The 12,376-nt window shown below is 65.7% G+C and carries 10 protein-coding genes and 1 pseudogene; 3 read left to right on the forward strand and 8 right to left on the reverse strand.

Annotated elements, in window-relative coordinates; genetic code table 11:
• Positions 1-114 precede the first annotated feature (114 nt).
• Positions 115-1,143: a MerR family transcriptional regulator gene (locus E0E39_RS15875; RefSeq protein ID WP_245988339.1), complete on the reverse strand. Its 1,029-nt coding sequence runs from the start codon at positions 1,141-1,143 to the stop codon at positions 115-117.
• A gap of 133 nt (positions 1,144-1,276) precedes the next feature.
• Between E0E39_RS15875 and E0E39_RS13530 the strand changes: the two genes are divergently transcribed.
• On the forward strand, positions 1,277-2,119 hold the full coding sequence (locus E0E39_RS13530; RefSeq protein WP_130875221.1) for a helix-turn-helix domain-containing protein: 843 nt from the start codon (positions 1,277-1,279) through the stop codon (positions 2,117-2,119).
• Between the two features lie 441 nt (positions 2,120-2,560).
• On the opposite strand, the gene E0E39_RS13535 is transcribed toward E0E39_RS13530, so the two are convergent.
• The 3 genes from E0E39_RS13535 to E0E39_RS16700 are packed head-to-tail and all read right to left on the reverse strand — an operon-like array spanning position 2,561 to position 4,355.
• Positions 2,561-3,427 carry an ABC transporter permease gene (locus E0E39_RS13535; protein ID WP_130875222.1) on the reverse strand — a complete coding sequence of 289 codons (867 nt, stop codon included), beginning with the start codon at positions 3,425-3,427 and terminating at the stop codon, positions 2,561-2,563.
• Positions 3,424-4,026 (reverse strand): AAA family ATPase, encoded by a 603-nt coding sequence (locus tag E0E39_RS16695; RefSeq protein ID WP_342770204.1) that lies wholly within the window; start codon positions 4,024-4,026, stop codon positions 3,424-3,426. The genes E0E39_RS13535 and E0E39_RS16695 overlap by 4 nt, the downstream gene beginning before the upstream one ends.
• A gap of 47 nt (positions 4,027-4,073) precedes the next feature.
• The gene (locus E0E39_RS16700; protein WP_342770205.1) at positions 4,074-4,355 is read right to left on the reverse strand and encodes an ATP-binding cassette domain-containing protein; all 282 of its coding nucleotides are present in this window, start codon (positions 4,353-4,355) and stop codon (positions 4,074-4,076) included.
• A gap of 372 nt (positions 4,356-4,727) precedes the next feature.
• On the opposite strand from E0E39_RS16700, the gene E0E39_RS13545 reads away from it, so the two are divergent.
• Positions 4,728-6,017, forward strand: coding sequence for a glycosyltransferase (locus tag E0E39_RS13545; protein ID WP_130875223.1), 1,290 nt, complete (start codon positions 4,728-4,730; stop codon positions 6,015-6,017).
• A gap of 257 nt (positions 6,018-6,274) precedes the next feature.
• Here E0E39_RS13545 and E0E39_RS16640 read toward each other — a convergent pair whose 3' ends face one another.
• The 4 genes and pseudogenes from E0E39_RS16640 to E0E39_RS13565 form a co-directional block, all read right to left on the reverse strand.
• Entirely contained in the window at positions 6,275-7,477 is a 1,203-nt protein-coding gene (locus E0E39_RS16640; RefSeq protein ID WP_130875224.1) for a septal ring lytic transglycosylase RlpA family protein, read from the reverse strand.
• 265 nt (positions 7,478-7,742) lie between these two features.
• Positions 7,743-9,932 (reverse strand): annotated as a pseudogene (locus E0E39_RS13555) (heavy metal translocating P-type ATPase); the annotation flags it as partial.
• Positions 9,933-9,977: 45 nt separating this feature from the next.
• Positions 9,978-10,187 carry a heavy-metal-associated domain-containing protein gene (locus tag E0E39_RS13560; protein ID WP_130875225.1) on the reverse strand — a complete coding sequence of 70 codons (210 nt, stop codon included), beginning with the start codon at positions 10,185-10,187 and terminating at the stop codon, positions 9,978-9,980.
• A gap of 79 nt (positions 10,188-10,266) precedes the next feature.
• On the reverse strand, positions 10,267-10,575 hold the full coding sequence (locus E0E39_RS13565; RefSeq protein WP_130875226.1) for a metal-sensitive transcriptional regulator: 309 nt from the start codon (positions 10,573-10,575) through the stop codon (positions 10,267-10,269).
• Positions 10,576-10,982: 407 nt separating this feature from the next.
• Here E0E39_RS13565 and dnaB point away from each other — a divergent pair, with 407 nt between their 5' ends.
• Positions 10,983-12,347: a replicative DNA helicase gene (dnaB, locus tag E0E39_RS13570; protein ID WP_130875227.1), complete on the forward strand. Its 1,365-nt coding sequence runs from the start codon at positions 10,983-10,985 to the stop codon at positions 12,345-12,347.
• Positions 12,348-12,376: the final 29 nt, after the last annotated feature.

Here is a 12,376-nt window from a genome sequence, read left to right on the forward strand (position 1 = left end):
CGGTCTGCTACACCCGGCGTCGCTCGGACACATCAGGCCAGGGTGCCCCGGTGCTCCACGAACTGCGAGGTGATGACACGAATCCCCAGGCCATCGGTTTCTCCCTGTTGATCCTCAGCGTGGGACTGCTGGTAGGGAAGATGACCAGCCGCCCCGCGTCCGTCGCGCCCCCTGTCCCTGCACATCGCGATCATGGCGCTGGCGATCCTCATCGGTTGGCTCATCCTCGAAGGTCTCCGCTGGATTGGACGCGCGACCTACGCCTCCGCCATGATTGGCGAGAACACTCCCCTTTGAGATTTTCGCGTACGTGCCCCTGTTCCCGATGGCGCTGATCGGCGGTGTCATCCTCCAGCTGATCGCGAAGGCGCCGGGAGCTTGTTCAGGAACCGGCACCCGAGAAGCACCATGCCTTTTCAGCCCGATGGCCTCGACCAGGTCATTCCCAGAGACCGACTCCAGACCCGCTTGAGCGTTGAGAGTGTAGAGATCAACGAGTAGCTGCCCGTAATCCTTCGCCAGATCGGCAAGTTCCGGTTCTCCCGAGTCCTCGCCGAGCCGACGCAACCTCTCCTCGAGCACGCGCAGCCGGGAGATCACCGGGTCCTGGATCACCTCCTCGACCACCCGCGTGACCTCTTCACTGCCGTATCCGGACGCCAACTCCTCCAGTGCCTTGTCGGCAGCTGAGGTGTCGTAGCTCCCCAATCTCCGCAGCGCGGCGAGGTGCCGCGCGAACCTGGGAAGGACATCGACAGGGGTGTTGTCCCGAAGACATTCATCGATCACGCGACGTTGACTCTCGATCTCCGCCACCCGGTCCGCCAAGGTCTGATCCAGGTCCAGGAGAATACGACGGGCACGAGGACTGGCCGGCGTGTGGATGATGTCGGCGATCTCGTTGAGGGTGAGCGACATCATCGAGAAACGCTTGATACGCAGCAGGGCGAGCAGATGGGTCTCGTCATACACGAGTCCCCTCGTTGTCCGTTCGGGCTCCGGAAGCAAACCGATCTGGTGGTAGTACCTCAAAGTACGAACCGTGATACCCACCAGCTCACTGATCGCCTGCGTGCTCCACGTGAGCCCCGTCAAAGCCGCCCGCTCCCCCGGCCCGTCCAAAGGCACACCACCGGGCGACATCGCGCTACTCAGATCGTTGATGGATATACCGACACCATCCACCGTGCCGCTACGTCAAGGTCAACCCCGCGAGGCCACCTCCCGACGGTAAGCTCTCGAACAGCCACCACAACGGAGACAGGGGAACCCACGAATGGACTTCTCAATCAAGGACGCCGCCCGCATGGTTGGCCTCACCCCACGCACCCTGCGCTACTACGAAAGCATCGGCCTCCTCCCCAAAGCAGAACGAACCTCCGGGAACTACCGCCTGTTCAACGTCACGGACATCATCGACCTGATCCGGATCAAACGGCTGACAGGACTCGGGTTCGACCTTCAGCACGTACGCCAGATCATGGATGACCCAACAAGCCCGGAAGCCACAACAGCCCTGGACGCGCAAAAACAGCTCCTCACCCAGCAAATCGAAGAGCTCCACGAAAAACGAACCAAAATCGAGGAAATCCAAAACCTCCAAGCCCCACTCGACGTCGCCACCGAGTTCGCCGACCTAGAACACGCCTGGGCCGACGCGCAGTCCGAACTCGACGCCGAGGACCGGTTGAAACTTGAAATCGAACTACTCGCAGCATTCGCCGACGACCATGACCGGCTCAAGTACGAAACACTCACCCGGACATCCATCGAAAAACATGACGACCCGAACTTCCGGGAGCTCCGAGAGCTGGATGCGCGGCTGGAAGCCCTGGAACCCGACGCCCCACCAGAAGAAATCAAAGCACTGACCGACGACTACGTCAGGGTCCTTGGCCCGATCCGTGCTCGCTTCGCCCCCATGAGCGAGAAGACGCTTGCCCTCGCCTCCGCCATGGAAGAGTTCACCTACAACGAAGCCCAACTCACCGTGATCACAACCGCCCGAGAACAACTGAGACCCAACTCACCACAACCCTCTTCCCAAGCCCCAAGTGACGCCACGTCGCACCCAGAGCACCCAGAGCACCCAGAGTTTGACCCTACGTCAGCATCTTGAATCGAGTCCACGAGGTCAACCGGAAGGCAGCACCTCAGGACTCGAGAAAGGAAGATGCACAATGCTCACGACCACCATCACAACCAACATCCCCATCGACACACCCTTCCCCTGGAGCTGGTGGCCCATCGCCTGAAACCCCAAACCCCAGAACCACACCCGCCCCACCCCTCACAGACGAGGGAAACCACACAACCCCATCCACGGAACAACTCACAATCCCGACAGCGACACCACACACCACAGTCGGTTCGAGAGACCACACCTAACACCCAACCAAGACCTACCCACAAAGCCTCCTTGGATCATAATCCAGGTTTTTCGCTGCCATCCACAAAACCCATAGCAATCCAGTCCCCCGTCGGCTCGTCCTGTTGGGACTAGGCGACGGGGACGACCTCAGTCGCCCCCATCTACTCACCTCTCACACATCCTCGTTTCTCACACATCGAGCCTCTTGAACTGACCCACCGCGATCACCGACATCACGACCACGTTTGCGGCGAGGATGGCCAGGCCGCCCCAGGCACCGCCCGTCGACGACGCCGGCTCCAGCGCGAATGCCTGCGAACCAGCCACGCCCGGCAGGCGGGCCATGATCGCCTGGGCCATCTCACCGTCACCCAGCATCCCGACGACCGACGGCAGAATCCACAGGATCCCGAGCGTCACCGAGATGGCGCCAACGCTCGAGCGGCCGAGGAATCCGATGCAGAACGAAAACAGCTCCATCAACATGGAGTACAGGCACAGACCGACGATCATGCGGACCGCAGGGGATTCCAGTGATTGCTCGACGCCCCGCGCCGGCAGCACGATCAGGCCAAGGACCACGCTGATGCCGACTGCGAATATCGATAGGATCAGCACAGAAATCGCGAGCACCACGATCTTCGCCACCACGAGCAGCCCACGATTGGGGACCGCGCCGAGGCTGGGCCGGATGGATCCCGTCGAGAACTCACCTGCCGCAAACATGCCGCCCAAAACGATGATGAAGACCAAGTCGATGGTGGTGAACATGCGAACCGTGGCGTCGACCGCCAACAGCTGTGTACCGCCGCTGACATCCGCGAACAGGAGAACCAGCAAGTTAATGATGGTCATTGGAACCAGCATGAAAACTGCCGTTACCTGCACCGCACGCAGCGACCAGAGCTTGATCCACTCCGACTTCAGAACCCCAAGCAGCGAGCATCTCGGCTGGGAGGTGGCTGCTCGTACGTCGGCCTTGTTCGTCTTAGTGGGTAGCGCGCTTTGGATGAGCGGGCCGCCTGTTCGGATGGCCGTCTCTTGCACATCAATCATTTCTGTCCCTTTCGTGATTCGTGAGCACTCGTCGACCGGTATTCGACGGCGTCTCCGGTCAGGTTCATAAACACTTGCTCGAGCGACGTCCTAACCGGAGTGAGTTCGTGCAGGACGAGGCCGTTCTTCGCAGCGATCTCACCAATGACGGTGGTCTCGATCTTCTTCACGACGGCCTCGTCAGAACCCGTGAGTTCCACAAAGGCGCCCTGAGGAACGAGAACGTCGCGCAGCTGTACGATCTGCGGCGACCGCACCGTCGTAGTCACCTCGGAGTCCGCCTTCAAGATGGACTCCATCGATCCCTCGGCAAGGAGCTTGCCCCGCCCAATGACGATCAGGTGATCCGCGGTGACGGCCATCTCGTTCATCAGATGGCTTGAGAGGAAAATGGTTCTCCCCTCCGCCGCGAGCTGCTTGACGAGGTCTCGCACCCAGACAACTCCCTCGGGGTCGAGGCCGTTGACGGGTTCATCCAGGATCAGCGTCGCGGGGTCCCCGAGCAGAGCCGCCGCGATTCCGAGTCGCTGGGCCATACCCAGTGAAAACGTCCCCGCGCGCTTGTTGGCCACGGCTTCCAGACCCGTGAGTCCCAGCACCTCGTCGACGCGGCGACGGCCGATGCCGTGCGTCGCCGCGAGGGAACTCAGATGAGCCCGGGCCGTACGCCCCGGGTGGAAATCCCTTGGTTGAGCGAGGCCCCTACCTCGCGCATCGGGGCACGATGGCGGCACAACGGGCGGCCATTGATCGTCGCATCGCCGCTGGAAGGGGCTTGCAGTCCCATGATCATCTTCATGGTGGTGGTCTTCCCCGCCCCATTCGGGCCAAGAAAGCCCGTGACCTCACCAGGCCGAACCTGAATCGTCAGGTTGTCAACGGCCCGTTTCTTCCCGTAGTCCTTGGTCAGTAGCTGCGTCTCAATCATTTCGCCTCCATCAGGTCGCGACACGCCCTGTTGAGCGCTTCCGCATCTAGGGAACACATTGACGCTACGTCAAGGTCAAGTGCTTTCGTGGTAATCCCTCGGTCGGTTCCTCACCGTGATCCGGGGTCACGACAGGTCCGGAAACCCGCTGACCACGGTTGGCCGGCCCGGGAGCACACCGAGGCCCCAAATTTCACTCCGAATGCCCCGGCAACCCGGGTCCCGCGCACGCGCTTGACCCCACCGACATCAGCTCCGACCGCAGTACGGGGCGTGACGGTCGACGACCCGGTTCCGATCCCGGACCTTCATCACCAGGGCATTTTCGGCGCGAAAACCCGCGTGGGGAGCGGTTCGGCTAGAGTGTCGGGCGTGACTGAAGAGCCTGAGCACTCATCCCGTCGCCTGAAGGTTGCGCAGTTCACCGACAACTACGGTCCCGGTAGCAACGGTCTGATGTTCGCCGTCCAGCAGCTGGAGGGCAACCTGCTCGACGCCGGCCACGAGGTCGTGGTCGTCGCGCCGAAGGCCAAGGGGCCGAACCCGCACTTGGGCCGGGAGGGTCGCGTCGAGCTGCGGCTGCCGTCGGTGCGGGTGCCGAACATGCCCACGCGGGTCGCGAACGGCAGGCACTTCGAGCGCACCATCGAGCAGGTCGGGGAGCTCGACCCCGACGTGATCCACGTCCACGGGCTGGGCACCGTCGGGGTGCTCGGCACCTGGGCGGCCAAGAGGCTGAACAAGCCGATGCTGATGACCTGGCACACCGACTTCGACGCCTACGCCGACCACTACGCCGCGGTCCTGCCGCTGCTGCACGGGGTGGTGCGAGCGTTCGCGAGACTGACCCACGGGGAGATCCTCGACTCCGCCGACCTGCGCGACGCGGCGGTCCGGTTCGCCGACCGGGGACGCTCCACCGCGACTCTGCTGGGTTTGTGCAAGAAGATGCTGGACTCGGCGGACCTGGTGACCTCCCCGTCGCCGAAGACCGCGGCCCGGTGTCGTTCCCTGGCGCCGGATGCGAACCTGATCGTGGTGCCGAACGGCGTCGACCCGCTACCGTCGGGCCCCCCGCCGGTGCCGCGCGGCCCGGGTCCGCTGGTGATCTACGTCGGTCGCATCGCCCCGGAGAAGGGGCTGCCGCTGTTGTGCGAGGCGTTCGAGCTGGTCGTCGCCCAGCGCCCGGATGCTCAGCTCATGGTGGTCGGTGACTGGCAGCGCTACCCGAGGATCGCGAAGGTTCTCGACGCGGGCAGGCGACGCGGCCACATCATCCTGCCGGGTGAGCAGAAACGCGAGTCGCTGGGGGCGTTCTACGAGATGGGGGATCTGTACGCCTTCCCCAGCCAGACCGACACCCAGGCCCTGGTCCTGCACGAGGCCGCGCTGGCGGGCCTGCCCATCGTCTCGGTGGATCCGGAGCTGCAACTGGTGCTGGAGCCGGGTGTGAACGCCGAACTCGCCAGCCCCACCCCGGCGTCCCTGGCCGCCGCGATCATGCGGATCATCGAGAAACTGCCCGACCCCCAGTGGCGGGCCCACGCATCCGAGACCTCGCGCCGCCTGGCCGGTCAGTGGACGGTCGAATCGCAGGCCCAGGAGATGCTGCGCATCTACCAGCGGATGGCCCAGCGCCGTCCCCTCCCCCAGGCCGGTTGAGCCGGGGCGCGACGAAGGAGAGACCCGAGTCGAAACCACCCCGCAGTCGACAGCAAGAGCCGACCGCAACACCCCAGACATGTACGACGTGGCTCCGGCACACCCCACTCGCTGACGCTCGTGATGCTCGGCCCAACCAGCTTGGGAGACAGGAGACAGGGAGAACCGGTCCTCAGAACCCACTGAACCCCTGCACGGAGGTTGGGTGCAGGGGTTCAGCGGGAATTGAGGAAGGGCATGAAGCCACGTTTTATTTGTCAGAGGGCCTCGTAGTTGACGGTGATGACACCGGCGGAGGTGCCGCCGATGGTTTCCATGGCGGCCTTGGAGAGGTCCAGGCAGCGTCCACCGACGTAGGGGCCGCGGTCGTTGATGCGGACCACGACGGTCTTGCCGTTGCTCGGGTTGGTCACCTTGACCTTGCTACCGAGGGGAAGGGTCTTGTGGGCGGCGGTGAGGTCGCTCGGGTTGAACCGCTCACCGGAGGCCGTCGTCTGCTCTTGCCAGTAGTAGGAGGCCTGGCAGGAGCTGCCGCTGGCGGGGCTGAGGTCGCCACCACCCGATCCGGAACCGGAGTCGGAGGACTTCGAGGACTCGGAGGAGTCATCGGAGGACTTGCTGGCCTTCTTCTTGGTGCCGACCTGGGTCACCTGGGCGACGGGCTCCTTGGTGACCTGCTCGTTCTGGAGTTCGGAGGACACCAGCGTGCCGTTGTGGTAGACCTCGACGAAGTTCTGGGTCTTGACGCCGTTGACGCCCTCGGTGGTGACCTTAGTCTTGCCCTCCTCCAGATCGGAGGACTTCTCCTCCTTCTTCTCGAAGGGAACCTCCTCCTCCTTGGTGGTGGTGCGCTGTTCGACGTTGGTGTAGGCGATGGCCAGGCCATCGGTGAGGGAGGTGTCCGCGGCGGGGGTGACGACATCGTCCTCGTCGGGGGTCACCTTGGCTGCGGTCAGGGCGTCACCGACGGTCCCTGCAACCCGCAGCTCGACAGGAGTGCCCGCGGCGTCGATGGTCACGTTCTTGGGTGTGCTGATGTCGAAGGAAAGTCCCTCGCGACCGATGGCCGCCGACCGGGACGCGGACAGCTTGGAGTCGGGGTCGTTGAGGTCGAGCTGCGTCAGCGCGTCCTCGACGGTGCGGGCGGTGGTCCACACGGTGCGGGCCTCACCGTCGACGGTCAGCTGGAGCTGGCGTCCGTAGAGGACGCTGATCTCCATGCCGTTGGTGATCTTGGTGTCCAGCGACGGGGCCACCACGTCGTGCTCACCGACGGTGATCCCGTCCTTCTCGAGCACCTGCTTCACCGTGTCCTCGCGAACCGAGACGTTGTGGGTTTCCCCGTCCACGGAAAGGACCACATCGTTCTTGTGCAGTGCCATGGCGACGGCGACGCCACCGGCGATGGTGAGCGCCACACCGCCTGCCACTGCGGCAATAACCACGTGTTTCTTGGCCATAGATCTCTTCCTGGTCTAAGACTTCCCGGACCTTACCGGCGGGGCCAGCCTAGCCGAGCACCGATTTAATTCCAAACGAAACCTGAGAATCTCTCAGGACCGCGCAGTTCGATTGTAACCCTCACCCCTCCCAACCGGGAAAGAGTCCTCGTCAGCTTCCGCACCCCGGGGCGTGAACCCTCGTGTGACCACGGGTTCCACGACCTCTGACCGGGAGGGTGGAGGCGAAATGGGGAACCACGGGGAATGGGTAACGGAAGTTACGCAACCTGAGAGAGTTCAGCACCACGAACACGCTGGAGCAGGCCATGGCCGCGCCCGCGATCATCGGGGTCAGCAACCCGAGGGCCGCCACCGGGATGGCCGCGACGTTGTAGAAGAAGGCCCACAGCAGGTTGCCGCGGATGGTGCGTTCCGTGGCGCGGGAGAGCCGGATGGCGTCCACCACGCCCATCAGGTCGTCGCGCATCAGGGTGAGGTCGCTGGCGGCCATGGCCGCGTCGGTGCCGGCGCCCATGGCGATGCCGAGATCGGAGATGACCAGTGCCGCGGCGTCGTTCACCCCGTCGCCGACCATCGCCACCCGCATCCCGTCGGCCTGCAGCCCGGTGATCACCTCGGCCTTGCCCTGCGGCAGGACCTCGGCGTGCACGTCCTCGATGCCCACCTGGGAGGCCACATCCCGGGCCACGGCCCACGAGTCGCCGGTCAGCAGCACCGGTCGCAATCCCAGGTTCCTCAGCCCGGCCACGGCCTCGGCGGCCCCGGGTTTGAGCTGGTCGCCGACCACGATCCGCCCCAGCAGCGCGCCGTCGCGGATGACGAACACCTCGCTGCCGAGCCGGCTGGCCTCGCCCGGGGCCTCGATCCCCTGCTCGGCCAGCAGCCGGCGGGATCCGACCGCCACGGGCACCCCGTCGAGCAGGGCCCGCACCCCGATGCCGGGCAGGGCCTCGAAACGTTCCGCCGCGGGCGCGTCCCCGGCGCGCTCCACGACGGCGCGGGCGATGGGATGCTCGGAGCCGGCCTCCACGGCAGCGGCGACGGCCAGCAGCTCGGCCTCGTCGACGCCGTCGGCGGGTGCGACCTCCAGCACCGACATCCTCCCCGTGGTGAGCGTGCCGGTCTTGTCCAGCACCACCGCCTGCACGGACCGGGCCTTCTCCAGGGCCTGGGCGCCGCGGATGATCACGCCCAACTCGGCGCCGCGACCGGTGCCCACCAGCAGCGCCGAGGGGGTGGCGAGCCCGAGCGCACACGGGCAGGCGATGATGAGCACCGCCATGCCGGCGGTGAGCGCGAAGGTGGGGCCGGCGCCGACGAGCAGCTGCACCACGAAGGTGAGCATGGACAGCACCAGCACGGCGGGCACGAAGAACTCCGTGATCCGGTCGGCCAGGCGCTGGGCCCGGGCCTTGCCGGTCTGAGCCTCCTCGACGAGCCGCGCGATCTGCGCCACCTGGGTGGCCGACCCGACCGCAGTGGCCTTGACCACCAGGCGGCCCGTGGTGTTGACGGAGCCGCCCACCACCGCCGAGCCCGGTTCGACCTCGACGGGCAGCGACTCGCCCGTGATGATGGCGGCGTCGACGGCGGAGCTGCCCTCAACCACCACCCCGTCGGCGGCCACCTTCTCGCCGGGCCGCACCACGATGAGGTCGTTGAGCGACAGTTCACCCGCGGGGATCGCGACCTCGGCGCCGTCGCGCAGGATCGTCGCCTCCTTCGCCCCGACCTCCAGCAGCGCCCGCACCGCCGATCCGGCCTCCCGCTTGGAGCGGGCCTCGATCCAGCGGCCCAGCAGCAGGAAGGCGACCACGCCCGCGGCGGCCTCGAAGTAGACGCTGCCCATCGGGTCGGCGTGGCCGAGGGTCAGCGTGAACTCGTGGGTCATGCCGATGGCACCGGCGTGCCCGAGGAACATGGCCACCACCGACCACAGCCACGCCACCGAGGTGCCGAGGCTGACCAGGGTGTCCATGGTGGTGGCGCCGTGCCGGACGTTGGCGAGCGCGGCCCTGTGGAAGCTGCGTCCGCACCAGAACACGACGATGGTGGTCAGCAGCAGCGCCAGCCACTGCCAGCCGGGGAACTGCAGGGCGGGCACCATCGAGACCGCGATCACGGGGACCGCCAGCGCGAAGGCCAGCTGCACCCGCGGCAGGAGCACGTCGGCACGTTCCTCCCGGGGTTCGACGGTGGTCTCGCGGGCCCCGTAGCCTGCGGCCTCCACCACCGCGATCAGGTCCTGGGCGGTGGTGCCCTTCGGGGCCTGCACCCTGGCCTTCTCGGTGGCGTAGTTGACGGTGGCCTGCACCCCGTCGACCTTGTTGAGTTTCTTCTCGATGCGGTTGGCGCAGGAGGCGCAGGTCATGCCCGTCAGGTCGAGGGAGATCGCCACCGAGTTCCTGGCGGCCCCGGACGGGCCCCGCTGCGTGACTCCAGTGCTGGTCATCTGCTGTTCACCTCCTGCTCGTCCTGTTCGGTTCGTCGCCGCGTCTCAGGCCTCGGTGACGGTGTAGTCGCCGGCCTCGGCGACGGCCGCGGTGACCGCGTCGAAGGGGATCTTCTCGTCGGATTCGATGACCATCCGGCCCGATTCCCAGTCGACGTCGACGCCCGTGACGCCCTTGATCGTCTGGATCTCCTCGGTGACGTGGGCGGCGCAGTGTCCGCAGGTCATCCCGGCGACGGCGTAGTCGGTCTTCATGGTTGTTTCCTTTCCGGTCCCCAGTGTGCTCCGGGGGTCTGACATTTTTCTCCGGCCCTTGCCGGAGGGGGTTCCACGCTCAGCGGGCCAGCCTGGAGATGGCGGTCATGGCCTCGTCGAACTTCTCCTGGGCGGCGTCCCCGCCCTCACGCACGGCGGCCGCCACGCAGTGTTCGAGGTGGTCCTTGAGCAGGGCCATGGACACCGCCTTGAGGGCGCTGGTAACGGCGGAGATCTGGGTCATGATGTCGATGCAGTACTCGTCCTGCTCCACCATGCGGGCGATCCCGCGGGCCTGCCCCTCGATCAACCGGAGCCGCCGCAGGTAGGCCTGCTTGTCGGCGGTGTATCCGTGCTGCGCCCGGCAGCCGTCGTGCCCGTTCTCCACACCGGGGACTATACCCCCCAGGGGTAGCCGGTTCAAGCGCTCACCCGCCCCCGGCCCGCTTGCCTTCCCGCCGAACGCCTGCCCTCCCGGCGGGAACGCCTGCCTTGCGGGCAAACGCCAGCGCTACAGCGCAAGCACACGACGGCAAGGCAGGCGAAACGCGCGGAAACCCCACCGGAGGGCGACCCCCATCCACAAAGATAACGGTTTTATAACAATTCCGGATGGTTTTCCCCCGGTTCCGGCCAGCGTTGTCGTCGCTTCCCCACCGGTCTTCCACAGCTGTCCACAGAGTTTTCCACAGGTCGGGCGGTCTCGGGGCGGGAGAGCCGGCGGACCAGGAGTCCGTCGGGTTACATTGATTAGCCCTGCCGTGTGTGCGTCGGCGGGGGTCGGAAAGGGGATGCATGTCGGAGCAATACGCCGAGGAGCCGGTGGGGCATGCTCCCCCGCAGGATCCGCAGGCCGAGAAGAGCGTTCTCGGGGCCATGTTGATGAGCAAGGACGCCATTTCCGACGTGGTCGAGGTGCTGCGCGGCAGCGACTTCTACCAGCCCAGGCACGAAACCATCTTCGAGTCGATCATCAGCCTCTACGGCCGCGGGGAGCCCGCCGACCCCATCACCGTTGCCGCCGAACTCGGCCGCGGTGGCGACCTCCAGCGCGTCGGCGGGGCCATCTACCTCCACGACCTCCTCGCATCCATTTCCATCGCCGCCAACGCCTCCTACTACGCGGAGATCGTGCGCGAGAAGGCCATCCTGCGACGCCTCGTCACCGCGTCGATCCGGATCTCGCAGCTCGGCTACCAGGGGCAGGGCGACGTGGACAAGATCGTCGACGAGGCCCAGCAGACGCTGTTCGAGGTGACGGGCTCCAGGGCCAGCGAGGACTACAAGTCGCTCAACGAACTCATGGAACCCACCTTCGACGAGATGGAGGCCATCGCGAACTCCGGTGACGCCCTGTCCGGGGTGCCCACCGGTTTCACCGAGCTCGACACCCTCACCAACGGCCTCCACCCCGGCCAGATGGTCATCGTCGCCGCACGTCCCGGCGTGGGGAAGTCCACCTTCGCCCTCGACGTCTGCCGCGCCGCCGCCATCCACAACGACCTAGCCACGGTCTTCTTCTCCCTGGAGATGAGCCGCACCGAGATCGTGATGAAGATCCTGAGCGCGGAGGCCTCGGTGCCGCTGCAGAAGATCCGCGGCGGCCGCATGGACGAGAACGACTGGCAGCGCATCACCGACCGCTCCGTCACCCTCTCCGGGAAACCGCTGTTCATCGACGACTCCCCCAACCTGACGATGATGGAGATCCGCGCCAAGGCCCGTCGCCTCAAGCAGCGCAACAACCTCCAGCTGATCTGCATCGACTACATCCAGCTGATGACCTCGGGGAAGAAGGTGGAATCCCGGCAGCTGGAGGTCTCGGAGTTCTCGCGCCAGATCAAGCTCCTCGCCAAGGAGCTCGAAGTGCCGGTGATCGCGTTGTCGCAGCTCAGCCGCAACGCCGAGCAGCGCAAGGACGGGGTGCCGCAGCTCGCCGACCTGCGCGAATCCGGGTCCCTCGAACAGGACGCCGACATCGTGATCATGCTGCACCGCCCCGAGCTCTACACCCAGAACCCCACCGACGAGGAACGCGGCCAGGCCGCCTTCCACATCCTCAAGCACCGCAACGGCCAGCTCGACAAGATCGACGCCCTCTTCCAGGGCCACTACTCCCGCTTCACGAACCAGCCGGTCGCCACCTTCAACCCGACCTGACCCGCTCCCTGCTCGCCAGCTCCCACACG

It is taken from the genome of [Pseudopropionibacterium] massiliense (assembly GCF_900607225.1).
Lineage (GTDB): Bacteria > Actinomycetota > Actinomycetes > Propionibacteriales > Propionibacteriaceae > Arachnia > Arachnia massiliensis.

Bases quoted from the DNA above. Each gene is read 5' to 3' on its own strand.
- E0E39_RS15875 (WP_245988339.1), bottom strand. From the start codon at position 1,143: ATGTCGCCCGGTGGTGTGCCTTTGGACGGGCCGGGGGAGCGGGCGGCT.
- E0E39_RS13530 (WP_130875221.1), top strand. From the start codon at position 1,277: ATGGACTTCTCAATCAAGGACGCCGCCCGCATGGTTGGCCTCACCCCA.
- E0E39_RS13535 (WP_130875222.1), bottom strand. From the start codon at position 3,427: ATGATTGATGTGCAAGAGACGGCCATCCGAACAGGCGGCCCGCTCATC.
- E0E39_RS16700 (WP_342770205.1), bottom strand. From the start codon at position 4,355: ATGATTGAGACGCAGCTACTGACCAAGGACTACGGGAAGAAACGGGCC.
- E0E39_RS16640 (WP_130875224.1), bottom strand. From the start codon at position 7,477: ATGGCCAAGAAACACGTGGTTATTGCCGCAGTGGCAGGCGGTGTGGCG.
- E0E39_RS13560 (WP_130875225.1), bottom strand. From the start codon at position 10,187: ATGAAGACCGACTACGCCGTCGCCGGGATGACCTGCGGACACTGCGCC.
- dnaB (WP_130875227.1), top strand. From the start codon at position 10,983: ATGTCGGAGCAATACGCCGAGGAGCCGGTGGGGCATGCTCCCCCGCAG.